Source organism: Limnobacter sp. UBA7229 (assembly GCF_002473065.1).
Lineage (GTDB): Bacteria > Pseudomonadota > Gammaproteobacteria > Burkholderiales > Burkholderiaceae_B > Limnobacter > Limnobacter profundi.
On the sequence record NZ_DKTN01000010.1, the window covers coordinates 1 to 24,496 of the forward strand.

General features: G+C 52.5%; 25 protein-coding genes. 8 read left to right on the forward strand and 17 right to left on the reverse strand.

The features are described from left to right. Nucleotides 1-184: 184 nt before the first annotated feature. From B4C79_RS04470 to chrA, 3 genes are read right to left on the reverse strand one after another with little or no spacing between them, the layout of a single operon-like run. A complete protein-coding gene (locus tag B4C79_RS04470; protein ID WP_171098147.1) occupies nucleotides 185-736 on the reverse strand; it encodes an NADPH-dependent FMN reductase in 552 nt (183 codons plus the stop codon). Between the two features lie 26 nt (nucleotides 737-762). Continuing rightward, nucleotides 763-1,173: a PaaI family thioesterase gene (locus tag B4C79_RS04475; protein ID WP_171098145.1), complete on the reverse strand. Its 411-nt coding sequence runs from the start codon at nucleotides 1,171-1,173 to the stop codon at nucleotides 763-765. Between the two features lie 13 nt (nucleotides 1,174-1,186). Then, nucleotides 1,187-2,548: a chromate efflux transporter gene (gene chrA / locus B4C79_RS04480; RefSeq protein ID WP_291751769.1), complete on the reverse strand. Its 1,362-nt coding sequence runs from the start codon at nucleotides 2,546-2,548 to the stop codon at nucleotides 1,187-1,189. 71 nt (nucleotides 2,549-2,619) lie between these two features. Between chrA and B4C79_RS04485 the strand changes: the two genes are divergently transcribed. Beyond that, a complete protein-coding gene (locus B4C79_RS04485) occupies nucleotides 2,620-2,997 on the forward strand; it encodes a phosphopantetheine adenylyltransferase (RefSeq protein ID WP_291751771.1) in 378 nt (125 codons plus the stop codon). 77 nt (nucleotides 2,998-3,074) lie between these two features. Here the strand turns inward: B4C79_RS04485 and B4C79_RS04490 are convergent, their stop codons facing one another. From B4C79_RS04490 to B4C79_RS04500, 3 genes are read right to left on the reverse strand one after another with little or no spacing between them, the layout of a single operon-like run. Continuing rightward, nucleotides 3,075-4,649, reverse strand: coding sequence for a flavin-containing monooxygenase (locus tag B4C79_RS04490; RefSeq protein WP_240605681.1), 1,575 nt, complete (start codon nucleotides 4,647-4,649; stop codon nucleotides 3,075-3,077). 18 nt (nucleotides 4,650-4,667) lie between these two features. Continuing rightward, entirely contained in the window at nucleotides 4,668-5,594 is a 927-nt protein-coding gene (locus tag B4C79_RS04495) for a ferritin-like domain-containing protein (protein WP_171098139.1), read from the reverse strand. A gap of 12 nt (nucleotides 5,595-5,606) precedes the next feature. Further along, a complete protein-coding gene (locus tag B4C79_RS04500; protein ID WP_291743393.1) occupies nucleotides 5,607-6,494 on the reverse strand; it encodes an SDR family NAD(P)-dependent oxidoreductase in 888 nt (295 codons plus the stop codon). Between the two features lie 93 nt (nucleotides 6,495-6,587). Between B4C79_RS04500 and B4C79_RS04505 the strand changes: the two genes are divergently transcribed. Beyond that, nucleotides 6,588-7,196 carry a TetR/AcrR family transcriptional regulator gene (locus B4C79_RS04505; protein WP_171098135.1) on the forward strand — a complete coding sequence of 203 codons (609 nt, stop codon included), beginning with the start codon at nucleotides 6,588-6,590 and terminating at the stop codon, nucleotides 7,194-7,196. A 62-nt stretch (nucleotides 7,197-7,258) separates the two neighbouring features. Further along, nucleotides 7,259-7,798 (forward strand): hypothetical protein, encoded by a 540-nt coding sequence (locus tag B4C79_RS04510; protein WP_105028520.1) that lies wholly within the window; start codon nucleotides 7,259-7,261, stop codon nucleotides 7,796-7,798. 3 nt (nucleotides 7,799-7,801) lie between these two features. Here the strand turns inward: B4C79_RS04510 and B4C79_RS04515 are convergent, their stop codons facing one another. The 6 genes from B4C79_RS04515 to B4C79_RS04540 all read right to left on the reverse strand — a co-directional run bounded on the left by B4C79_RS04515 (nucleotide 7,802) and on the right by B4C79_RS04540 (nucleotide 13,948). Next, nucleotides 7,802-8,515 (reverse strand): hypothetical protein, encoded by a 714-nt coding sequence (locus tag B4C79_RS04515; protein ID WP_291743396.1) that lies wholly within the window; start codon nucleotides 8,513-8,515, stop codon nucleotides 7,802-7,804. Between the two features lie 3 nt (nucleotides 8,516-8,518). Beyond that, nucleotides 8,519-9,034 carry a hypothetical protein gene (locus B4C79_RS04520; protein ID WP_275269855.1) on the reverse strand — a complete coding sequence of 172 codons (516 nt, stop codon included), beginning with the start codon at nucleotides 9,032-9,034 and terminating at the stop codon, nucleotides 8,519-8,521. Further along, nucleotides 9,031-9,639, reverse strand: coding sequence for a hypothetical protein (locus B4C79_RS04525; RefSeq protein WP_275269856.1), 609 nt, complete (start codon nucleotides 9,637-9,639; stop codon nucleotides 9,031-9,033). Before B4C79_RS04525 ends, B4C79_RS04520 begins: the two co-directional genes overlap by 4 nt. Before the next feature lie 5 nt (nucleotides 9,640-9,644). Then, complete coding sequence (locus tag B4C79_RS04530; protein WP_291743401.1) at nucleotides 9,645-10,295, reverse strand: MotA/TolQ/ExbB proton channel family protein; 651 nt, start codon at nucleotides 10,293-10,295, stop codon at nucleotides 9,645-9,647. Nucleotides 10,296-10,381: 86 nt separating this feature from the next. Next, the gene (locus B4C79_RS04535; RefSeq protein WP_291743403.1) at nucleotides 10,382-11,398 is read right to left on the reverse strand and encodes a hypothetical protein; all 1,017 of its coding nucleotides are present in this window, start codon (nucleotides 11,396-11,398) and stop codon (nucleotides 10,382-10,384) included. Between the two features lie 66 nt (nucleotides 11,399-11,464). Beyond that, nucleotides 11,465-13,948 carry a TonB-dependent receptor gene (locus B4C79_RS04540; RefSeq protein ID WP_291751775.1) on the reverse strand — a complete coding sequence of 828 codons (2,484 nt, stop codon included), beginning with the start codon at nucleotides 13,946-13,948 and terminating at the stop codon, nucleotides 11,465-11,467. Nucleotides 13,949-14,165: 217 nt separating this feature from the next. On the opposite strand from B4C79_RS04540, the gene B4C79_RS04545 reads away from it, so the two are divergent. The 5 genes from B4C79_RS04545 to B4C79_RS04565 all read left to right on the forward strand — a co-directional run bounded on the left by B4C79_RS04545 (nucleotide 14,166) and on the right by B4C79_RS04565 (nucleotide 19,719). Next, nucleotides 14,166-15,323, forward strand: coding sequence for a sensor histidine kinase (locus tag B4C79_RS04545; RefSeq protein ID WP_291743068.1), 1,158 nt, complete (start codon nucleotides 14,166-14,168; stop codon nucleotides 15,321-15,323). Next, entirely contained in the window at nucleotides 15,313-16,023 is a 711-nt protein-coding gene (locus B4C79_RS04550; protein WP_291743070.1) for a response regulator transcription factor, read from the forward strand. Before B4C79_RS04545 ends, B4C79_RS04550 begins: the two co-directional genes overlap by 11 nt. A gap of 139 nt (nucleotides 16,024-16,162) precedes the next feature. Then, on the forward strand, nucleotides 16,163-17,119 hold the full coding sequence (locus tag B4C79_RS04555; protein ID WP_105028510.1) for a TAXI family TRAP transporter solute-binding subunit: 957 nt from the start codon (nucleotides 16,163-16,165) through the stop codon (nucleotides 17,117-17,119). A 105-nt stretch (nucleotides 17,120-17,224) separates the two neighbouring features. Then, complete coding sequence (locus B4C79_RS04560; RefSeq protein WP_291751777.1) at nucleotides 17,225-19,327, forward strand: TRAP transporter permease; 2,103 nt, start codon at nucleotides 17,225-17,227, stop codon at nucleotides 19,325-19,327. After that, on the forward strand, nucleotides 19,324-19,719 hold the full coding sequence (locus B4C79_RS04565; protein ID WP_291743076.1) for a DUF1850 domain-containing protein: 396 nt from the start codon (nucleotides 19,324-19,326) through the stop codon (nucleotides 19,717-19,719). The genes B4C79_RS04560 and B4C79_RS04565 overlap by 4 nt, the downstream gene beginning before the upstream one ends. Before the next feature lie 321 nt (nucleotides 19,720-20,040). Here B4C79_RS04565 and B4C79_RS04570 read toward each other — a convergent pair whose 3' ends face one another. Genes B4C79_RS04570 through B4C79_RS04590 form a run of 5 tightly spaced genes read right to left on the reverse strand, consistent with a single transcriptional unit; the run spans nucleotide 20,041 to nucleotide 24,302 of the window. Continuing rightward, nucleotides 20,041-20,343 (reverse strand): hypothetical protein, encoded by a 303-nt coding sequence (locus B4C79_RS04570; RefSeq protein WP_105028507.1) that lies wholly within the window; start codon nucleotides 20,341-20,343, stop codon nucleotides 20,041-20,043. Nucleotides 20,344-20,349: 6 nt separating this feature from the next. Then, complete coding sequence (locus B4C79_RS04575) at nucleotides 20,350-20,601, reverse strand: MoaD/ThiS family protein (RefSeq protein WP_105028506.1); 252 nt, start codon at nucleotides 20,599-20,601, stop codon at nucleotides 20,350-20,352. Continuing rightward, nucleotides 20,568-21,941 carry an NAD(P)/FAD-dependent oxidoreductase gene (locus B4C79_RS04580; protein ID WP_105028505.1) on the reverse strand — a complete coding sequence of 458 codons (1,374 nt, stop codon included), beginning with the start codon at nucleotides 21,939-21,941 and terminating at the stop codon, nucleotides 20,568-20,570. Before B4C79_RS04580 ends, B4C79_RS04575 begins: the two co-directional genes overlap by 34 nt. Continuing rightward, nucleotides 21,938-23,785: an aldehyde ferredoxin oxidoreductase family protein gene (locus B4C79_RS04585; RefSeq protein WP_171098111.1), complete on the reverse strand. Its 1,848-nt coding sequence runs from the start codon at nucleotides 23,783-23,785 to the stop codon at nucleotides 21,938-21,940. Before B4C79_RS04585 ends, B4C79_RS04580 begins: the two co-directional genes overlap by 4 nt. A gap of 43 nt (nucleotides 23,786-23,828) precedes the next feature. Further along, nucleotides 23,829-24,302 carry a 4Fe-4S dicluster domain-containing protein gene (locus B4C79_RS04590; protein WP_008251418.1) on the reverse strand — a complete coding sequence of 158 codons (474 nt, stop codon included), beginning with the start codon at nucleotides 24,300-24,302 and terminating at the stop codon, nucleotides 23,829-23,831. Nucleotides 24,303-24,496: the final 194 nt, after the last annotated feature.

Here is a 24,496-nt window from a genome sequence, read left to right on the forward strand (position 1 = left end):
GAGGTTTTTCTGGGCGGTCAGTGAAGCTACGTTGGTGTTGATTCCTAGCATTTTAATTCTCCAAGCAATTTATTGAGTTAAGAGTCAGTCGCCTTCAGTGTCGTGCACTGTCGTGCGCTGCTCATGATTCATTAACGCTTGGAAAAAATGATTCTTTAGGGTTGATGTGAAATTTATTTCACCCCTACCCTTTCAGGCGAAGGCTCCATGCTTTCAAGGCCAGCAACTGGGCGGCCAGGTTGGACTTGATTTTCTCGTCCGTCACATTGCCATCGGCATCAAAACCACCCGCAAATGCATTGGCAAATACTTCAGGCTTGTTCAAAGGATGTAAATCCAGATACACACACACTTGCCGCAAATGGTATTGGGCGCGTGAGGTGCCCATGCCGCCACCCGCGCCGCAAATGGCCACGGGTTTACCAGCCAGCAAGGCATTGTCCGGATAACGCGAGGCCCAGTCGATGGCATTTTTCAAGGCAGGTGCAATCGAATAGTTGTATTCAGGGCAGGCCAACATCAATGCATCGGCCTGTTTCAATTGTTCAAAAAAAGCCTGAACAGCGGCCGGCCTTTCAGCAAGGTCGGCATTGAAAAACGGCAAATCAATTAAATTGGCGAACTGCATTTCCATGCCCTCAGGCAACTGCCCGGCGGCGGCGCGCAGCAAACCCGTGTTGCTCGACTTTGCACGAAGACTTCCCGAAATACCCAGTACGCGAATGGTGTTGCTCATGGTGTTGCTCCTTTGAATTAGGCAAGTCAGTCTTTCTTGGGCGGAATGGCATAGGTGCCCACAGCATGTGCAACGGGTTCAGGCAAGCCTTCGGAGTACACACTCACCTCGCCAATTGCCAGCGTTTTGCCCACTTTGATCAATTTGCACACGCCGATGATGTCACGGTCTGCAGAAGGTTTCCTCAAAAAATTGATGTTCATATTCGTGGTCACCGCCAAAGGCACAATGCCAATTCGCCCCAGTATGCCCACATACAAGGCGCAGTCGGCCACCAAAAACATGACGGGGCCAGCCACGGTGCCACCGGGGCGCAACTCAGCCACCGTAATTTTGTGACGAATGGTAGCGGATTCGCCATCGACATGTTCAACCGTGATTTTGCTTTGTGGAAATTGCGTGTTGATGAATTCATTCATCATTTCTTTGGTGATCAAAACCCTCTCCTACTTAAGCTGTAACAAAACTCAGCACCAAACCCAGCGCTGCGCAAGTACCCAGCACCTGCATCACCGACCACTTGAAGTAAAAAAGTGCAGTGACAGCACCCAAGGTAATCGCTAGGGCGGCCCAGTCAAAATGACCTTCCAAGCCCTCAGGCCACAGCACGTGATAGGCAAAAAATACGGCAAGGTTCACTACCACGCCCACCACGGCCGCGGTAATGGCCAGCAAAGGTGCAGTGAATTTCAAGTCGTCGTGGGTGCTTTCAACCAAAGGACCACCCGCCAGAATGAACAGAAAAGACGGAAGGAATGTGAACCATGTGACCAAGGCAGCAGCAAGTGCACCCGCAATAAAAGCGTTCTCGGGTCCGAAGGCAGCCTGCACATAAGCACCTACAAAACCCACGAATGCAACCACCATAATCAGCGGCCCGGGTGTGGTTTCACCCAAGGCCAAGCCGTCAATCATTTGCGTGGGTGTCAGCCAGCCATAATGACCTACCGCACCCTGGTACACATAAGGCAACACGGCGTAAGCCCCACCAAAGGTCAGCAAAGCCGCCTTGGTGAAAAACCAGCCCATTTGCGTGAAGGTGTTTTGCCAACCCAGGCTTGCTGTCAGCAAACCCATGGGCACCAGCCACAGCAGTGCACCGGTTACAAGCACTTTGGCCAAATGAACTTTGCTGAAACGGGCATGCTCGGGTGTCGGGGTGTTGTCGTCAATTAAAGCAGCGCCATACGATTTTTGCGCACCGGCATGCCCAGCGCTGCCGTTGAACTTGGCGGGGAACAATTTTCCGCCCACAAGGCCGATGATTGCCGCTGTGGCCACAATGATGGGAAAGGGTACGTTCATGGCAAAAATCGCCACAAACGACGCTGCCGCAATTGCCCACATCCAGTTGTTTTTCAGGGCACGGGAGCCAATGCGGTGTGCTGCATGCAACACGATCGCGGTCACCGCTGGCTTAATGCCATAGAAAACACCGGCAACAACAGGCACATCGCCAAACGCAATGTAAACCCAAGAAAGCAACACCAAAATAAACAGCGAAGGAAGAACAAACAATGCACCTGCCACTATTCCCCCCCAGGTGCGGTGCATTAACCACCCAAGGTAAGTGGCCAACTGTTGAGCCTCCGGGCCCGGCAACAACATGCAGTAATTCAGGGCATGTAGAAAACGCTTCTCGGAAATCCAGCGGCGACGTTCAACCAGTTCCTCATGCATGATGGCGATTTGCCCGGCTGGCCCGCCAAAACTGATGAAACCCAGCTTTAACCAGAACCAGAAAGCCTGCATCAGGCTGACCGGTGCGGGGGGTTGATCAAGAGCGGTCATTTCAGCAGCAGGCGTGGACATTATTGATCTGAGAGGTCATTGATTGGACGGCTAATCTTATCTCATACTCGAGGCTCAACAAGGGAAACACCATGAACTGGATCAGCAACATTGCATTGGCCATCGCGGCCTTCATCCATTTTTTACCCCTCAGCGGAATCATGGGTAAAACATCGCTCGAGAAGCTGTACGGAGTAGGCATAACCGATCCCAATTTATTGATCGCCATGCAACACCGCGCACTGTTATTCGGTTTGCTGGGTGTGTTGTTCGTGGTGGCCATGTTCAAAGCCGATTTGCGCCTGCTGGCCATGTGCTTTGGCCTGGTGAGCACCGTTGGCTTTATTGCAGTGGCGTGGCAAGTGGGCGACTACAACCCATTGATTGCAAGAGTCATCAAGGCTGATGTCATTGTGATTGTGGCGCTGATCATCGGTTTGATCAACGAGTTCTGGTTCACCAAATCGTAAGGATTGAATTAAAAGCCCCCAGGACCGTCACGAGTCACTGGGGGCGGCACTACTCCCACTACCTTAATTAACAAGCCTCACGCTGTTACGTCTGCTTTCACCTGCCTGTAGGCCTTCACATCAAACTTTGACATTTGCGCTGCATATTGCGTAGCAAAACCGGGGAACATGGTGGCGTTGAAACCATCCTCGGTCAGGTACCAGCTTTTGCAACCGGAGTTCCAGTTGGTTTTTGCCAGGCGCTTTTGTATGTTGGCATTGTGTTTGGCCTGCACATCAGGCTTTACATCCAGCATTTTCAAGTTGGAATCCAGAATGGTGCGAATGCCTTTCACCGCGTAAGCGATTTGCTGCTCCATGTACACCAGTGCCGAATTGTGACCAGGGCCACTGTTGGGTCCAAACATGATGTACAGGTTGGGATAGCCGCTCACATTGATGCTTTTGTAAGCCTGCGCACCGCGCTGCCATTCCTTGGCCAATTCGCGACCACCCACACCCAGTATTGGATAAGGTGTGCCACTTTTCGGCACATCAAAACCAGTGGCAAACACAATGCAATCCACGCGGTGTTCAATGCCTTCCGAAGTGCGAATGCCCTGCTCCACAATATTGGCAATCGGCCAGGTAATCAGTTCGCAATTTTCTTTTTGCAAGGCCGGGTAGTAATCGTTACTCACCAAAATACGCTTGCAACCCAATTTGTAATCGGGTTTCAATTGCCTGCGCATCCAGGGGTCAGGCACTTGTGATTTCAAAAAGGCCTGCCCCAAACGTTCGCCAAGGCGTGTCACCGGCGAGCTCCAGATCACGGCCAGGGCCATACTTTCATGAGTCCAGTACAACGCTTCGCGAATTGCTTTTTGCGTAAAGGGCAATTTTGCGAACAGTTTTTTACTCAACTCAGAGGTTGAGAAATCGGGCCGAGGCATGACCCAGGCTGGCGTACGCTGAAATACTTTCAGCTTGTCGACTTTCTTCACCAGCTCGGGAATGATTTGAATGGCGCTGGCACCGGTGCCAACCACCGCCACACGCTTGCCGGTGAAGTCGTAATCATGATCCCATTGCGCGCTGTGAATTTTCTTGCCCTTGAAGTTCTCAATGCCCCGAATTTTTGGGAAACTGGCATTGGCCAAAGGACCGCTGGCCATGATCACGGTTTTGCCTTTCCACACTCGACCGCCGTCAGTGTGAATCATCCACAGCCCTTGCGCATCGTCCAGCTCGACTCGCGTTACATTTTGCTGATATTGAATCAGTTTCTCCAAACCAAAATCATTCACCAGGCTGTGCACATAAGCCAGAATTTCCTGGCTGCCGGAATAGCTGCGAGACCAGTTGGGGTTCGGCGCAAAGGAAAAGCTGTACAGATTCGACGGAATGTCACAGGCTGCTCCGGGGTATTGGTTGTCGCGCCAAGTGCCGCCCACCTCAGCGGCTCGCTCCAGAATGGCCACATTGTGTACACCCGCTTCGCGAAGTTTGATCGCAGTGCCCAAACCTGCGAAACCAGCACCAATAATCAAGGTGTCGTACACATGCTCGCCACTTTTTGCAGCAGCACTTTTGCTTGAACTGCGGTGCACGGTAGTACGCGCAGCAGTGGTGCCTTTCAGTGCCTTCGCAGGCTTTCTAATTTCAATCGTCATTGTGGTTTCTCGCATTGTTCAAGCCGTGGTGTGCCAAGTCAGTTTGTTCACCCAGCTTGGTACTTCGGGCAACCAGCTTTTCGGGATGTAATTGGAGGCCTTCACGGCTGCATCCACGGGTACATGGTAAAAACGGTTTTTGCGATCAATCACCCATTTTCCATGCAGGCGCATCACCTGATACCAGGGGTTGCGTCGGCCCTCAGGCGTTTCACCACCGTATTTTTCAAATTTGGCCATGGCCTCGTACAGTTTTTCTTCCTTCAAACCCATGGTCACAATGTTGTCGCGCATGCGATTCAACAAAGGGAAATACACTGCAACACCCAACAGCAGTTTGGGGTTGATGGCCGTGGCAATTGATTCCAAAGCCAGGCGGTACATTGGGCCATGACCCATCATTTCAAGCACATGGAAATCCACACCCAAATGACGGGCCTCATCGGCATTAATCTTCTTGAACACTTCATGACAAACAGGGTCTTTCACCTCATCCAGCAGGAACTTGCACAGTGCGCCATCCAGCGTCACTTCCAGCATGGGAATTACACTGCCCAAAACGCTCAAGGGCATGTCGTCGCTGTACTTGTCCAGCCATTCAATGGTCAAGCGAAGGTTGATATTCGGCTCGGGAATTTCACCTTCTTCAAGCATGCCCCAACGCTGCATCAAGGCCAGCTCGGCATTGGCATGGCGCTGTTCTTCTGCATGAAACCAGGTGTAAATTTCTTTCAAAGTATCGTTCGGGGCTTTTTTGGCCATGGCCGCAAAGCCGCGCGCACCAATGTGTTCAATCCAGGTCAGGTCGGCCATGAAGGCCTTCAGTTTGGGCCACTGTTCTTCAGTGATCATCTCGCGGCCAGGCGCATCCCAATCAATGTCGGCCAAAGCCCATTGATTCTCCTTGATGCGGCGCAGTGTTTTTTCCAGATCGAGTTGAGGCATTTTGTGTACTCCTTAAAAAGCTTTTGCGGCCACACGGGCCAATAAACCAGCACCGCGCGTGTAACTGCGGGGCATCAAGCGCTTCATGCGCCAAATCATGCGGGCATCCAGCTGGGGCAACACATACAGCTGCCCCTTGTCCAATGCATTCAATGTTTCTTTCACCACGCCGTCGGCAGACACGCCGGTCCACTCCATCAGCTTGTTGGCCAATTGGTTCGACGCGGCATCAATCCGGCCATCTTTCGTAATATTGGTTTTCACAAAGGTGGGGCACAGTGCGGTCACATTCACGCCAGTGCCAGCCATCTCGGAAGCAAGCGTTTCAGTCAATGCCAAAGCACCGGCCTTGGTCACGTTGTAGGCACTCATCAGCGGTGCAGCAGCAAAGCTGGCCGTGGACGCTACGTTGATGATGCCGCACTTTTTTACAGCACCCTTTTTACGCAAACGTGGCGCAAATACGTGGCAACCGTGAATAACACCCCACAGGTTCACGCCGATGGTCCACTTCCAGTCTTCAATCGTGGTTTCACCAATCGGTTTGCCACCCACGCCCACACCTGCGTTATTCACCACCAAATCAATGGCGGTGTTGTCCTCGGTTCCACCAAAAATTTCCTCGGCTTGCAAGGCCAGCGCTTCTACGTCCTTTAGCTTGCTGACATCGCATTTCACGGCCCAGGCCTGCGGTACAAACACCAGGTCAGCGTTCTTCAGCTTGCCGGCCACTTGGTCCATGATCATTTCCACGGTCTCCTGCGCGCGTTCCAGGCTAATGTCGGCGCACACTACACGGCCCCCCCTGCGAACTATTTCAAGCGCGAAGGCACGGCCGATACCACTGCCAGCGCCGGTGACCACTGCATTCGCACCCTTGGTAATTTTTTTCCCGAACATGTGTAAATCCTATTGCGCTTGACAGCGCGACCGTGACATTGAACAATGTCATATTAAAACGAACGTTTGTTCGGATTCAATTCGGATTTATTCATGACCAGAAAACCCAAACAAATTCGCTCCCAAAACACGGTGGAAACCATTGTTCAAGGTGCCTTCATTGCACTGGCCAAACATGGCGCAGAAGGCGCAACCACGCGACAAATTGCAGAATATGCCGGTGTAGGTGTTGGCTCGATTTATGAATATTTCGAAAACAAGGAGGCGATTTTCAGCGCCATGGGCGAGCGCTTTTCCAAAGAGCTGGTTGGGGTAATTCAGGGGGCCACAACAAACGTTGTTCGGCTTTCACTGCGCGATGCAGTGTATGAATTGATTGCCCAGACCGCTGAATTCCTGAAAAAAGACGATGAACTGTACCTGCGTTGCGCCCGAGAATCGGCCTTGATGGAAAAGCATGTGCCTTTCGGCCCCATATACCGGGCACTGGCCGACCTGTTTATCCAGCATGCCATCAAGCACCCGGAAATTTTGCGGCTGAACAATCTTCAAACCATGACTTACATTTTCATCAACAGTGGCATCGCCACCATGATTCGCTACTTGAACCACCCCAACCCAGGCTTTACTTTCGATGACCTCGCCAGGGGTCTGGCCGATATGGCTGGGCATTATGTGGAAAGGGAACTTGGCTCTATGTAAGCCCGGTGACAACATTTACCCCCTATACTGCTGGCACAACAACACGACACTGGAGACCACGAATGCGCCCCACGTTGCGCCATGTCAAACACGCCACACTGCTGGCCTGTGCGGCCCTGATTGCGGCCTGCAGCCCGCCCCCACCCGATTCCATGGACAAAATGGCCAACGGCAATATTGTGGAAATTCGTGGATTGAATACTGAGCAACTGACTTTTGTCACGCGCAATCGAATTGTGACCCTGTTCGCAACCGACGCTTACAACATCATGCGGGAAATGAAACGCCACTACCCGCAAGAGTTCAACAGCCACCCCATGCTGTCGGTACAAGCGGTGACGGAACTTCAGAACCAGAAAGGCGAAGTGTTTCAGAACCAGCCACTGTTCACTGTGCACTGGCGCAGACCCGATTTAAACCAGATGGATCTGGATTCCAAATTCAGCCTGGACACCGAAGAAATTCTTCTTTATGCCGATCGCGTGGAATCGCATAGCCTTGTAGGTGACCAGGTCTTGATTGAACATTGCACTGTCACGGGCAACGGTGACAAACGCAAACGCTTTTGCGACCAGGTGCTTGAAGGGTTGTTCAACAAGTAACACTTAATCCATGAAACTGCTGAGCACCATGGTCACTTTGCCCCCTTTCATGATGCTGGTGTCCAAAGGCTCATCGCGCTCCAGTTTCACCAGCCCCACACCGGGCGCATACCATTCACTGTGGTTAATCAGAATTTCCTGATAACCCGCACTGGCGTCGGCATAAAACACCATTTTGCCCATGCCGTCCACGCGCACACATTTCTGGAACACACCCGCAGGCGTTTCCACGGTGTCATCCAGCGATGCGATTTCATACACCATGTCAAATGGCTTGATACTGGCGTTCGCCTCAATGAAGGGTGGCATCCAGTGCGCCACATATGGGCTGGTGTCCATCGTCCAGGTGTAACCCACCCGCAGGTTTCGGCCTTTGGGCAGTATCAGACGTGGTGCTTTATCAGCCTGCGGCTTGGTTTGAACAATGACACGTTTCCCGACACGGTAAAAGCCGTCTTCCCGTTCCTGAACCAGGTAGTCCGTACCATCCGAGGTTCGACGCACCATGCCCTGGATTTCGTCTTCCTCAGTTTTAAAACTGGACGGCCCCATGCTGCGAATCATCAAGTCTTTTTTGTTCTTGCCGTCGGGCATCACAAAATCGAGTTTGTAGTGCCACTGCAAGCCTTCATCCAGCGGAAAGTATTCACCCCCACCCACTTTGGAACAGCCAGCCAGACCCAGCGCTAAAACGGCCACACTCAACATTTTCAACATGGCTTACTTCTCCGGCAACTGAGGGTCGGGCAAATCGGTGAATTCAAGATCGATTTTCTTGTCGGCTATGCGGGTGTTGTCTCGCGTGGCCTGTGGATCAAACAATTCACCACCCACTTCACCGATCTGTAAATTGCCGTTGCGCATTTGGCGCTGCGCGGCATCCAGCTTCACATGCAGCTCTTTGTCATAAGGCAACACATAAGCGCGTGGCGTGTCCGAAGGTCTGTCGTTAGCCAAGTCGCTGGCCCATACAAACAAGCGTCCCTCAATACCTTCTGTTTTATCCGGTTCTTCAACAACTACCGCATAAAACAAAAAGCGCTTGGGTAAATCAGCCTGGCTGGGCCAACCCTGCGCATTCTGCCAACCCAGATAGCTGACCCAGTAAAAGCCCACAGACACCAGAATCAGAACCAGCTTGGTAACCCAACTCATGCTGCCATACACAAGGGCCAGCAACAAAAGCGCTGCCAGAAAAATATAGGCAATGCCCAAAACCACCAGTACTTCATTCATTTTCCGTCTGCCTTCACCAAAGATTTTTCAAGTTGATTGATGTTGCTCACCGTGCCGTCTGCATCAATCGTGAACCGAACCGCTGTGGCTTCATCGCCCTCTTGCTGCAAGTTGACTGTGGAGTAATGCAACACTTTCAATTTCGGGTTTACTTCTGCAACATAAATGTTCACAGGCACGGGCAATTTGTTTTCGGTTTTGTAGTAGTGCAGGTTGACAATGTATTCCCCAGGGGGGCGACCCCGAATGGTCAACACCTCCTGATTCAGGGGGTTCACAAACACCTGCCCTTCAATCTCCTGCGTGTCATTGGCCAGGCCGCGGTCATCCCGGTCCAGGTGCAACAAGCCGTCTTGGGGGCGCATAAACCACACCTGCGCGCCAGCGGGTCCGGCGGCCCACACATCAATGTCGTTGGGGTCGTTGTCTGGCCAGCTTACCGTCACCAAAAACTCGGCCTTGGGATCAATAATTCCGCTTTTGGCAGGCGGGTTCAGCAGCAACAAGGCCATCAGAAACAGAAAAGTGAAAATCAACAAAGCGTTGAAAATCAGGTCGGTGAACGGGTCCAGTTCAAAGTCTGGCTTGTGATTGAAAAGCGGCATGCTGCTCAGCTCGCTTTCACGTTTCGGTGTGCATAGTCCACTGTGGCTGCAATCAGTTTGTCGGCGTGGCGATCGAGCATCAAAAACTGCACACCCAACAAAATGCTGCCAATCAGGCCCACCAAGGTGGTGTTCATGGCCACACCCATGCCCTGGGTCATTTGCTGCATCAAAGTCTTGATGTCCGAAATATCAAGCTGCTCCAAACCTTCCAGGCTACTGAGCATCATGATGAAACCAACCACAGTACCCAACAAACCCAACTTGATCATAAGCCCCGTGACAAACCAGCCCACCTGATGCGTACCACGTGCGCGTTCCGCCATCACCTCAGCCATCAATTGACCTTCGCTAGGGTGTGCCAGGGGATGAGTGAGGTAATCGTGGCAAATGGATTGACCCAGTTTGAAGTCGGAGAAGCCACCACGAATTTGCTCAAAATACTGGGTCTGCCTACTCAAATAAATGCTTCGCCAGCCTGCAAGGGCACTGCCCACAACAAATGCCAGCACGATCACCACACAAATACGGGTGTTGTCAGTCAGGATAATCCATTGAAAAAAGCCTTTGTGCCAAGTCATGTACAGGCCAAAGCCAGTAAGGCTGATCAGCAACACCCACAGTAAAAACAGGGTGTGTGTTTTGTTGGTAGTCAATGCAAGTAGTCCCTGTGTTGTTATTTGCCTGTCCCAGTTTGCAACAGTTCAGAAGACTACTAGCAAGCTACATTCCAGCAGAGGCTCTAAAAAGCAAATGGCTCTGTTTGGCGGAAAATGCGTTGAATGTTCAACTGGTGTGTTTCAAGTGCTTTGGCATTCACGTTGGGGTCGGTTTGAACATAAACAATGTTTTTAAACTCACCAATTTGCGCACTAATCTGCTCAATCAGTTCCACCTCGCTGACACCATCCTCAAGCCCATACAATACTGCTTGTTGAACACGCACAAAATAGTTCAGGTTGCGTTCTATCCAGTCGCGGCCCAAAACGCCAAATGAAGTCAATACTGTGTCATCAGCCGCCATTCGCGCCTTCAAGCGACCCAAAAAATTGATTCGCTCCACCACATTGCCATCGTACAAATCGGGTATGTCCCTGTTTTGAACAGCCGAGCCTACCCACCACAATTTCAGTTCCTGATTGCGCAACACCAATGCCTCTTCGGTTTCAAGGTCTTTGTACAAGCGAAACTTCCAGGGCACCCAATCATTGTGCAACAAACCCAGGTGACCTGTTTGGGTTCGTAAAATACGGCCCGGAACCAGGGACTCCGTGCCTTTCACGGAATCGCTTCCCATTCTTTCGGAAAAGTTTTCAATGCAGGTGGGGCAACGCTCGCGCATCAAATCAGCAGTGCGTTTGCCGGCCACTACGCGGCTTGAAAAATTCTCGCCCGGAGCAAGTGTGCTGGCAAAAGCAGCACGAAAACCGACATTGCCCAACACATGTTCAGGCTTGGGTTGCGTATTCAAAACCCACACAGGCTTGGTGCCAAATTTGGAACGAATGGCTGCAGCTACGCTTTCGCCCACAGCGGCAGTTGCACCGGAATCAATCACCATCAAGGCTTTGGGCGAATCAACCACGACAATCGACAGTGCAAAATCCTGCCCTTCTGCGGGCAGGCTTTGACCCGCACAAGTCCACTCATAGACCGTGGCACGGTGTTGTTGCCAGCAATCTCCCGCTTGGGCATGGGCAAGCGGCGCAAGCAAAAACAAGGCAGCTGCAAAGGTAACATTTCGAACGTTCAAAGACATGTGAAAGCAAAGCCTGAGTCAACACAACCCCGAAAGGATAGCTGATTCAGGCCTTGCCTCAAAATGCTAGAACTTCAGACTGACCCCCACCCACGCATTTCGGGGGGTACCTGGCGCCAAAAAAGATTCATAAGTAATGTCACCTTCATCGTCCACCAAGGCACCGTTGCGATCAAAAATATTGCCGCCCAACAAAGCACCATTGAAATATTCACGGTCAAATACATTGTTTAAACGTGCAATCAATGTGAGGTTTTTATTCAAGGCATGGTTCACACCCAGATTGAATACGGCAAAACCGGGAATACGACCATTGTCCTTAAACTCAACTGGCCCATCGCCCGGAATATTCACGATGCCAGCCTGGTGCTGGTTGTTTTCATTGCCACGCGCGTACTGCTCGCTTTGCGCCTGCATGTCAACAAACAGCGTGGTCGCATCGCTGGCCTTGTAACCCAATGATAATTTCACATTGTGTTCTGCCAGGCCGGGAATTTTGTTGCCTGGTTGCACTTGAATGAAACCACCTTCTACTGCCGGGTCACCGTTCAAATCCACTGCACTGCTGTTCCCTTCGCTGGCCAGTCGAGCTGCGCTTTGAAACGTCGCATCGAGGTACTGGTAGCTGGCACCGAAATTCCACACGGGTGTTTCCCAGTCAAAATCCAGTTCAACCCCCTGTCTGCGGGTTTCTCCGTAGTTCTGGAAAAATCCACCAGAACCCGCACCATCGGTGACGAACAAAATGTCGTTTTTGTTATTGGCCTGAAATATATTGAAAGAGAAACCATATTGGTTGTTACCGCCAGCCCAGCGGGTTCGATAGCCACCCTCAACCGTGGTGGTGATCACTTGCTCAAGAAACGGGTCGGCAGCCATTGCATTCGGTAACAGGCACGGAAATTCCGGGTCAGAACAAGCCAGTTCAACCGGTGTGGGTACCCGGTTGCTGGTGCCTGCACTGGCATACCAGGTGCTGCGCGCAGCCGTTTGATAAGCAATTCCAATAGACGGATTAAAACGCTGGTAGGTGTAATCGTTGTTCAAGCCCGGGCTGGCCTCGCCTTCCTGATTGATCAAAACCGGGCTTAAACGGTCTGTGGTTTTCACTGAGGCGTGGTTGTAGCGGCCACCCAATAAAACCGTGGTTCTGTCATTCAAACTCCACACGTCTTGGGCATACACGCCAAATTGGCGGTTGTTCGCCTCCACATTCACTTGCTCAATCGGTGCGTACAATTCACGCACCGTGCGGTCGTTGTTAAAAACGCCCAGGGCGTAGCTGCGCCTGAAATCCGACTTCCCGAATTCAAGCTGGGTGCCCAACAACACCTTGTGCGCACCCAATGGTGCCAAGGCATACTGCAAGCCCAATCCCACCACATCCTGATTCAATACACCGCGGTTATTTGCTCCGGGGCAATCGGCGCTGTCAGGTTCCATGGCAGCAGGGTCGTTTTCATCAAAAGTCACTGTACCCGGCGCATAAGCGGTAGATGCCGGTGCGCTGCAAGTCACGTTGTAAGTGCCCGGGCCCAGATTGCCTTCTACTTCTGCACGGTCAGGTTCGAACTCGGCCACACCGAAGCGGTAGTCTTCGTTTTCGTTACCATCGCCGTTGAATGTGGTCGATTTGGAGCTGCGGTAATAGGCGTTCGCTGTCAGCTCAGCTCCGCTTTGCAAGTAGCGCGTGAAGTCCACCGCAAACTGCCCACCCGTGTTTTGAGTGTTGTCAAAATAGGTGTACGACTGGGCACGATTCTGGTCGTAAAAACTGCGAGGTACCACGCCATTTCCGTTCAAGTCAGACTCATAAAACGCCAAGCTGAAATTGGTCTGTGTGTCACCGGAAACAATGCCCATTTTGCCGAACAACTGCATGACAGAACTCGGTGACAGCACCCGCCAACCATCTTCGTTAAATGAATTAAAGTTCACATAAAAATCGCGTTGGGTGGGCTCATCCACCCAACCTTTTTGAACGCCGAACCGGGTTCGACCGAAATCGCCCAGTTCAGCATCCACTTGTGTACCCTGAAAATCGCGACCACTTTTGGTTTGCATCACAATGGCTCCGCCCAGCGAATTCAAACCGAATTGCGGCATGGTGCCTGGTAGCACGGCCACTTCTTTCAAAGCCGACTGGGGTATGGCATCAAACCGCACCACATCGCCAAAGGTTTCATTCTGGCGCACGCCATCCACATACACTGACAAGCCGGGCGGTGTCCCTAGCAGCGGTGTTACCGAAAAACCGCGATAGGTCACGTCAGACTGATACGGATTGCCTTGGTTGTCAGTCACCTGAACACCGCTGATGCCGCGAAACAGACTGCGGCTGATGGATTCCCTGCTCGAATTTTGCTCCAGAGAGTCTATTTTTTTAACGCTGAAAGGTGCTTGATCAACTGATATCGCAGCACCAGGCAGGGGAGTCGTAGAAATTACTTCGATTTCTTCCAACTGCTGGGCGTACACCGGGACGAGGAAAGATAAAACTGAAAGTGCAACAACACGAGTGCACCAATACGAATGTTGACGCGCAAACATACACAGCCCTTTGATTTCGATTTGTAATTGTGAAGTCTCGCGATTGGCCTGCTCTGCGCGCCAGGGAGAATGGCCAGGCAACCTCGCGACTTGTCTTGACTATATTCCACAATATTGCCAGATTCCGACAGGGAAGTTTTCCCGAAAAGGATTTCACCTCTTCTACACAAGCCATTTCTGGTGCACATTGTGGCTGTTCAAACAAACAATTCAACCCATGCGTTTAAGCGAGTTACTGGTTAGAAGATTGCTCACCTGGCTTGGCCTTTGGGCTGCATGCTGCGTGTTGGTGGTATTCACCATGGGTCGGCTGGACGTTCAAACCGAGTATGCGGCCGCCTCTGAACTGGTTGATGACTTGCACCGCGGGCTTTCGAATGCAGAACCCCTGGGCAATCTGGAGCTACAACGCCTGCGCCAACAACTGGCCGAACGAAAAGCAGAACGGGAACGCCGGGAAACCCGACGAGAACTCTATTTAATCAGCGCCATGTTGCTGCTGATGGCAGCGGGCAGCGGCGTGGTGGTGTGGTATTCCCTTCGGCCCGCCTTGAACCAACCTTTGCAGCAACTGGTTCAATGGCTGCGCGATTATGAAGAATCGGAGCGCGACCCAACAAGACCAGCCCCCACCTTGGAAAACACTGAAGAATTCAAGATCGAGGAGTTCAAACGAATTCACGACAGCGTTTCACAGCTGATTCAAACCCTGAACACCGAGCAAAAGAAAAGCCGCGCGCTGCTAAACCGTGTGGTGGACCTTCAAGAACGTGAACGCCAGACGATTGCACAGGATTTGCACGACTACTTTGGACAATCGCTGACTTCCATTTCGGTAAACTCTGCTTTTCTGGTGAAAAGCACCCAGGCGAATACGCAAGAAGCAGCGAAGGCCGTACACGACCAGGCGCAGGAAATGATGGGCTGGCTGCGCGGTTCGCTGCGCGAACTAAAACCGCACCTGTTGCTTGAAGTTTCACTTCGCGATGCAGCGCTGGACCTACTGGACAATTGGGCCAAGCGCCATGGCTGGTACGTTGACTTTGCCTGGGCGCCCAACACCCCGGCCCTGCCGAAAGAGGCACCCATTGCCGTTTACCGCACCTTGCAGGAAGCGCTCACCAATGCGGCCCGCCATGCCAACACCAAAAAGTTGAAAGTATTGGCAGGTTTCGATGAGCAAGCCCATGAATTTATCTTGATTGTGGAAAACGATGGTGTTGCCTCGTCTGCTCCCATCAATCCCTCTTTGGGGCTGACCGGTATTCGCGAGAGAATGGCCAGCCTGCAAGGCCGCGTTTTCTGGAACACCGAGATGGACAGGTTTGTGTTGCGTTGCCATGTTCCGGTTGTGGAGGTCAATCATGCCGCTTGAATCCAGAATAATTCTGGTGGATGACCACGCGGCAGTTCGCGCGGGTTACAAACGCTTTATTGACTCTGAAACCGACCTGATCGTTGTCGGCGAGGCAGGCAATGCAGACCAGGCCTTTGTCTTGCTGAAAACCCAGGCCTGCGATGCCTTGGTATTGGACATCAGCATGCCAGGGCAAAGTGGGCTGGAATTGATTAAACGGGTTCGATTGAAATGGCCCAAACTGGCCTTGGTGGTGCTTTCCATGCACGACAGCCCGGTGGTGGCCTCCAAGGCACTGGAACAGGGTGCGCGGGCCTACGTGACCAAGTCCAGCGAACCCGAGGAGTTGATTCAAGGCATTCGAATGGCACTGGGCGAACAAACATTTGTATCCGGAGACGTTCAAAGCCAAGGCATGTTCAACAGCACCGGGCCACAGCACGCCCAGGAGAACCTGCAACAGCACACCCATGCAACGCAAGAACCGGCGACCACACTGACCTGCGGATTGACCCCCAGAGAAGTGGATGTGGTGCGCTTGCTGGTCGAGGGCCACACCATCGAACAGGTGGCAGTCAGCTTGGGGATCAGTGGCAAAACCGTGAGCAACAACCTGTCACACATTCGTCAAAAGCTGGGTGTACAAACAGATTTTGAGCTGGCGTTTTGGGCTTGGAGCCAGGGGTTTGGAAGAAAACCTCCCGGTTTTGGCGAGTAAAGATACTCACGTTTTCCTCATTCGTATTTTCCCGTATTTTGCCTAAAAATCGGCTGCTTTGCCTTGCAACCTGTTGCGTTCTCGGGGATATTCAACCCACAACCAAAATACGACAACACTTTCTCAGGAGGAATTACGCATGATGCTACGCAAAGCAAAAACGGCCATTCTGGCAGCGGCCATTACAGGCTTGGCACTCGCTGCCACACCCGCCAAAGCCGAATTCATCAACATTCTGACCGGCGGTACGTCTGGTATTTATTACCCGATTGGTGTTGCCTTGTCCAAAGTGTATGGCGACAACATCAAAGGTGCACGCACCCAGGTTCAAGCCACCAAAGCATCTGTTGAAAACCTGAACCTACTGCAACAAGGTCGCGGTGAACTGGGTATTTCGTTGGGCGACTCCGTAAAGCTGGCCTGGGAAGGCGATGCAGATGCAGGCTTCAAAGCCCCCCTGAACAAACTGCGTGGCATTGCTGCCATTTACCCCAACTACGTACAAATTGTGGCATCCAAATCGTCTGGCATTACTTCTCTGGACCAACTAAAGGGCAAAGGTCTATCAGTGGGTGCCGCCAAATCGGGCACTGAATTGAATGCCCGTGCTATTTTGGGTGCTGCTGGCATGAGCTACAAAGACCTCGGCAAGACCGAGTACTTGCCTTACGCAGAATCGGTCGAGTTGATGAAAAACCGTCAACTGGACGCCACTTTGCAATCGGCAGGCTTGGGGGTAGCCTCACTGAAAGACTTGTCTGCCTCTATGGAAGTGAGCATGGTTGCTGTGCCTCCCGAGGTGGTTAAAAAGCTGGGCGCGCCTTACGTACCCGGCACCATTCCGGCAGGCACTTATCAGGGTCAAACCAAAGACGTTCCTACTGCGGCGATCGTGAACTTCCTGATTACGCACTCCGAAGTATCTGACGAAACCGCCTATCAAATGACCAAACTTCTGTGGGAAAACCTGGCTGCTCTGCGCTCTGCCCACAAAGCGGCTGAAGCCATCAAGTTTGAAAATGCCTTGCAAGGCATGCCAGTACCACTGCACCCCGGTGCAGAAAAGTTTTACCGCGAAAAAGGTTTGATCAAGTAAGCAGGCAAACCTGCGAAGCAATTAGCAAGTAGCACCTGCCACACCCCGCCGGGGTGTGGCTTTCAACCTCAGTTACCTTGTGGGCCCGTTCAGGGCTTTTCGTCTATGTCCAATACTCCCGATTCAGCCGTAGCCACAGAAGCCAACTCTGGCTTTCACGACCCAACATCCGCCGGGTTCACGCGTTCATTTGAGGGCCGCCTGCTCTTCTGGATTGCTGTTTTATTCTCGACATTTCAGATTGCAACAGCTGCACACTTGTTTGATTTACCCAGTCAGGTTCAACGGGCGTGCCACGTGGGCTTTTTGCTGCTGCTCTCATTTCCCTTGATTGCCATCAACAAGAATGCTGCCGTGAAGGCGATTGCCTGGGTGCTGGCCTTGGCCGCGCTCGGAGTAGCGGGCTACCAATGGGTAGAGTACGAACCCTTGCTAATTCGCGCTGGCGACCCCACCGAATTGGACATTTACCTGGGTGTGATCGCCATTGCCACTGTGTTTGTGGCCACCTGGCTTTTAATGGGCCCTGCCCTGCCGATTATTTGCGGCACATTTTTCGCCTATTGCCTGTTCGGCCAATACCTGCCGGCGCCATTTGACCACCGGGGATACGACTTCCACCAAGTGATCGAACACATGGCCTACGGCACAGAAGGTATTTATGGCATCCCGACCTATGTGTCGGCATCGTATATTTTCCTGTTTATTTTGTTTGGTGCTTTTCTCGAAAAAGCTGGCATGATCAAGCTGTTCACCGACTTCGCGCTGGGCCTGGTGGGCCACGCACAGGGCGGTGCTGCCAAAGTGGCTGTGGTGTCCTCGGCACTCATGGGTACCATTTCAGGTTCAGGCGTGGCCAACGTGGTTACAACTGGTCAATTCACAATTCCCTTGATGAAAAAATTCGGCTACCGAGCCGCTTTCGCTGGCGGGGTTGAATCCACCGCCTCCATGGGTGGTCAGTTGATGCCACCGGTCATGGGCGCAGTGGCTTTCATCATGGCCGAAACGCTGGGTGTGGCGTATTCCGAAATTGTGAAGGCAGCGATCATTCCGGCCATTCTGTATTTCTTTGGTGCCTTCTGGATGGTGCACCTGGAAGCCGGCAAACATGGCTTGAAAGGCTTGGATAAAAAAGACTTGCCTTCCCCTTTAAAAGCCGTGAAAGAACAGTGGTACCTCGTCATTCCCCTGGTGGCACTGGTGTGGTTGTTGGTGGGTGGCTACACGCCCTTGTTTGCCGGCACTGTAGGCCTTGCCTTTACTGTGGTACTTATTCTGGGCGCATCCATCGCAATTGGCTTGCCAAACACCGTAATTCGGGTGTTGTTCTGGATTGGATTGGGTGTGGTGTGTGCTGCTTTCCTGCAATTCGGCATTTGGGTAATCGCGGGGGCAATCATTGCGTTGATCGCTGTGAACGCTCTGAAAAAAGGTGGTCGGGAAACCCTGGCTGCTTGCCGTGATTCACTGGCCGATGGTGCAAAATCGGCTCTGCCTGTGGGTGTGGCATGCGCCATGGTGGGTATTATCATCGGCACCATGACACTGACTGGTGCAGCCAATACATTCGGTCAGTTTGTGGTCAGCGTGGGCGAAAATAGTTTGTTCCTTTCACTGGTGCTGACCATGCTCACCTGTATTGTATTGGGCATGGGTATTCCAACCATTCCCAATTACATCATTACCTCCAGCATTGCAGGCCCAGCGCTTGAACAGCTTGGTGTACCTTTGATTGTCAGCCACATGTTCGTGTTCTATTTCGGCATTCTGGCCGACCTGACCCCCCCTGTGGCATTGGCCTGTTTTGCAGCCGCACCGATCGCCAAAGAGCGCGGACTGACCATTTCCATGGAGGCGGTGAAAATTGCTGCAGCAGGTTTTGTCATTCCTTTTATGGCGGTTTACACCCCCTCATTGATGCTTCAGGACGGTGGCCCTCTTGCAAGTGAAATTGGCTATATTCCTGCTGTTATCTACATCGTGATTAAAACAGTGCTGGCGATCAGCCTGTGGGGCGCGGCAGTCATTGGTTATTTGGGCGCGAAGTTACCGGTGTGGATGCGAGTGCTGGCGATGGTTGCATCGTTCACGCTTATTGCAGCCTTGCCCATCACCGATGAAATCGGCTTTGCCCTGTCTGTGGTGTTTGGCTACCTGGCTTGGCGCAACGTGCGCGCAGTGAAAGGCAAGCTGCAGCCTGCATGAGCCTGTGTGTATTCATCGCCGGGAAATCAGCGGCCTGCCTTGCAGGTTTGCTGTTTTCCCTGAGCTGGACTCACTCGGTGGAAAAAACCGAGTGGGTTGAACACTGGCAGCTGAAAGATGAACAACTGGTATTGAAAGAAACATTTGTCAAAGGCAGTGGTGCAGGAATCGACCCGGCACCCAATGCAGTGCTTGAGAACGGCTGGTATCGCTGGGCACCTGAATCGCCGTTGACTGTACCTGCCATCTCACTGGCCAATTCAGAATTGACGCCCGACAACTGGATGCTTTGTGTGTTGGATTCGGTGACTCGCGAAACAAGCAAGTGCATTGATTTTGCGAAGTTCGAAGACCGAGGCGTTGAGTTGTTTACCATCCAAGCGAGCAGATAGCCGATTGTTTGGCGTGCTCAGGTGCATACCCGTTTATCTGGCTTGCTCAGGTGCATACCCTCTAGCGCCGGAGACTTGCGGTGTGCGGTGCGCGGTGCGGGTGGGTGAGGCTTGTGTGTGGCAACGGTTGGCCGGCTTTGCAAGGCTTCCCGGCGGCTTCGCAGCGCGGGGCGGTTCCGAAAGGAACCGATGCGAAGACGCTTAAGCGTTTCGCATGCCCCAAGCCAGAAGCATCAAGCCGGAATCAGAAGCATTGCTTAGGCCAACCGTTGCCACACACAAGCCTCGCCAATACCAATCATCAATCACCAACCGCCAGCCTCAGCCCCCACCCCTCAAGGTGTGCATCTGAAACTGCTTCGAGAAATGCGCCCTCGCATCAGCAGGCACACCATCAGAAAACGCCAGCGTCACTTCCATGCGTTTTAAACGCACCAAAGCAATCACGCGGTCTGGCATTTCTTTCCAGGCAATTCGCGCAGTACCACCCTGCACTTCAAAATCCGCATAGTCCGCCTGCTCTGAAATCATCGGAAAGAGTTCAGCAATCATGTGCACCCAGCGACGCAACTCGCGCTCGGTGCACGACATATCCAGCGCTTTGTCGGTGTTGAAAATGGCCATGCGAAACTAACCGCCCGCAATGGGAGGCCAAATGGCCAACACATCGTCGGGTGTTAATACTTTGCTGGCTCGATCGGCTGGGTCCACATACACACCATTCACAAGTACCAAGTGTGTAAGCTTCTCCGGAAGATGAAACTGGTCAATGATTTGTTGCACGGTGCTGCCCTCTTTTATCTGCAAGCGAACCGCGTTGTCCACGCGGTTCGTTGGCAAATAGTCGGTCAGTGTTGCAAAGAGCTTGAGGGTAATTTCCATGTACTTTGTGACTGAGCGCAAGCCAGATAGGCTTCCATTAATCGGGTTGGATCTTCGAGCAAATGGTCTTTCCATTCGCCCAAGTGGATTTTGCCCTGAATCAGACCCCGCATGACGCCAACATGGTTCGTTAGCCCCAAACTGGTTGCACCAATCAGTACATCGCCAAGAAATTCCAAACGCATGTAGGAAAATTCGTCCTTGTTTTGCAACTCGACGCTTTGCCCACCCTCTGCACCCCACCACTGCCCAAACGAGGCAGCGATCAAACCCAAAGTATCCAGCACGTTCATCGCCAAACTGCCTTGTGTTTGTGTGCCCTGCCCCATCATGTTTTGGGCGGCAATGCGTGCATCATCAGCCGCAGCCGGTTGAATCATGTTCACGGTTTTCTCACCGGTTGAGAAATCGCGAACCTGTGCTACATCGCCAGCGGCGTACACATCGGCAATATTGGTTTGCATGTGATCGTCCACCAGCAAGCCCTGATCCACCTGCAAGCCACTGCCTTCCAGAAAGTCAAGGTTGGGTTTCACACCCGTGGCAGAAATCACCAAGTCCACTTCCAGCACTTCACCGTTTGAAAGTTTTGCACGCAAAGGTGCACCGTCTTTCGCAGCCACTGCCGTGCCGAAACCAATCGCAGAGCCAATTTTCTCAATCAGACTTTGCTGTTGAGCCTGGCTACCCACTTCAATGGCTTCAACTTTCGTTGAACAATGCACATTCACGCCTTTCTTGATACACCAGTCGCGAATCATGGAACCCGCACCTTCAGTCATCATGCGGGGCACCATGCGGTTGCCCATTTCAACCACAGTCAACTTCACGCCGCGCAAGGCCAGTGCTTCCATGATGATGCAGCCGATAAAACCCGCACCCATTTGCAACACGCGCGAGCCGGGCTTGGCCAGCTCGATAATTTGCCGTGCATTTTCCAGTGTCCAGCAAGGGTGTACGCCTGGCAAATTCACCCCAGGAATGGGGGGTGAAATTGGCCGCGCACCAGTGGCAATCAGCAGCTTGTCGTATTCAAGCACATCGCCATTGTCCAGGTGAACTTTCTTGCCTGCCGTGTCCAGCCTGGTGGCGCGTGCGCGAATTTCTTGAATATTCTGCTTCTTGAAATGGTCGGGGTCTTTGCGAAGGTAAGTGCCCTTTTCACCCACCTTGCCAATCAGCAGGTATGGAATAGCCATACGGGAGTATGGGGGTTCCGGTTCGGCACCCACCATCACGATTGAATCGCGTGGCCGCTGCTTGCGAATTTGCTCGGCAGCGACCACCCCCGCAGGCCCGTTACCCAAGATAACGTGCCGTGTTGGAGTGGTTACAGTCATAGCCCCAAGCGCTCCAGTGTTGCTGAAGTTGGGCGACCCTCGGTGTCCCAGCCACGCAGCTCGAAGTACTCAGGCAGCATTTTGTCGATGCCGTTGACCAGGCCTTTGGCAGGACCCACTTTCGCTGCGTCTTTCTTCAAACGTGCAGGCAGGTCGTCGTCAGCCTTGGTGAAACCGGCTTCCAGGTTGAACTGGCGTTCCATGTTCCAGATGCGTTCACCCATGGTTTCCAGATTCGCCATGTCGAACTCATCGCCACATGCAGCAGCAACCTGTGGTTGCACATCAGCCAGCGTCCAGGCAAAGCTGGTGAACACGCAAATACCGGCTGAGTCGAACACGGCTGTTGCATCCTGGAATGCTTTCACCAAAGCTGGCTTTCCATCGGTCACCAAGGGGTCGGTTTTCACCGGAATACCCAGCACTTCCGATGCCACGGTGTAACCACGCAAGTGGCAGGCACCGCGGTTGGAAGTGGCATACGCCAAACCCATACCCTGAATACCGCGAGAGTCGTAGGCCGGGAATTCCTGACCCTTTACGCTCATCGACAATTCGGGGTGGCCATACTTGGCCGTCAAGCGCTTGGAGCCCTGGCCAATTTCAATGCCAAAACCTTCGCCATTGCACGTGTCTTCACTGAGCTTCACCAATGCTTGCGCGGAACCAAATGGCGCCTTGCAGCCCAATTGCGCTTCAGTCAACACGCCCATTTCATACAATTCCATCACGGCTGAAACAGTGGCGCCCAAAGAAATCGGATCAATGCCATGCTCGTTGCACAGAAAGTTCACATACGTGAGTGCTTCCAGATCGTTCACACCGTTCGATGAACCCAAAGCCCAGGCTGCTTCGTATTCCAAACCGCCAGATGCACCATGGTACTGCGGCTTGTTTTCTACGGTGAAGTGGGTTTCGTCAATTTTGGAAATGCGTCCGCAAGCAATGGTGCAACCAAAACAGGCCTGGTTGGTGACCAGGTTGGCCTTGCCATCGGTTTTGCGGGGCTCGTGCATTTTCTCGCCAGAAATGTCTTTGGCGCCATCAAAAATAACATCGCGGTGATTGTTGGTGGGCATGGCACCCATCTCGTTGATCACGTTCATCAAGACCTGGGTGCCGTAGGTGGGCAGGCCAGTACCGGTCACGGCGTTCTCAGCGAGAATTTTTTTCTTCTCGTAAGTCACCTTCATGAATTCCTTGGGGTTGGAAATATTGCCAACGCCCTTGGTGCCACGCACTGCGATTGCTTTCACGTTCTTGGAACCCATCACAGCGCCAACGCCTGAACGGCCAGCCGCGCGGTGCAAGTCGTTCACAATGGCTGCATACAGCACCTGGTTCTCACCGGCCTTGCCGATTGAGCACACACGCATCAGCGGGTCCTGGTGTTTGGTTTTGATGGCAGGCTCGGTGTCCCATACGCTCTTGCCCCACAGATCAGAAGCATCCATCAATTTCGCACTTTCATTTTCAATTAGCAGGTACACAGGCTTGGGCGATTTGCCTTCCATGATCACCATGTCCCAACCAGCACTCTTCAATTCATTGCCAAAGTAGCCACCTGAATTTGAGCAGGCAATTGCGCCAGTCAGCGGGCCCTTGGTGATCACTGAATAGCGGCCGCCAGTGGAGGCCATGGTGCCTGTCAGCGGGCCTGTTGCATAAATAATCTTGTTTTCGGGCGAAAGTGGATCCACTTTCGCATTCACTTCTTCCACAAAGTACTTGGTGGCCAAACCACGCTGGCCAAGGTAGCTTTTCGCCCAATCCATTCTCAAGTCTTCGCTGGTGCAGGTGCCTGCTGTCAGGTTCACGCGCAGTACTTTACCGGTCCATGCCATTTGTATTACTCCCTTCTCTCTGTTCTATTCAATGGTCAACGAGTTACGCGTGAGCCTGGTTGCTCAGCTTCTCGGCCCACTGCTTCATTTTGTCCAAACCAGTCCAGTTGGAATCCACAAAAGTGATTGCGCCGGTTGGGCAGGCAGTTGCACAGGCGGGGTCGCCGCCGCACAGGTCGCACTTTTGAACCTTGCCGGTTTCCTGAACATAGTTCACCGTGCCAAACGGGCAGGCGATTGTGCACACTTTGCAACCCACGCAGGTGTCTTCTGACACCACTTTCACGCCATTGGTTTTGTCCATGGTGATGGCTTCAACCGGGCAGGCATGCAAACACCAAGCCTCATCGCACTGGGTGCAGGTGTAAGGCACTTTCTTGCCGGTGTGATGAAAGTCGAATACCTTAATTCGTGACAGTGAGGTGTTGAACACCTGATAATTCTCATAGCTACACGCCATTTCACACTGAAGGCAGCCCGTGCATTTGTCAGGCGTGATGTGAAGAGATTTTTGCATCCCGTTGTTCCTCGCTTCTTTGGTTATTTGTTTTGGGCACTACATACATGCCTTCTTATGCAATAAGCCTGCCAACTTGAAAAGAAAATTTCAGCGGCTCTCGGCAACACTTTTCCGAGTTTTTGCACATGGGGTTTTCCCGATGCAACACAGCTGTTTCAAAATGGAACACTTGTTGCAACAAAAAAGCCCTG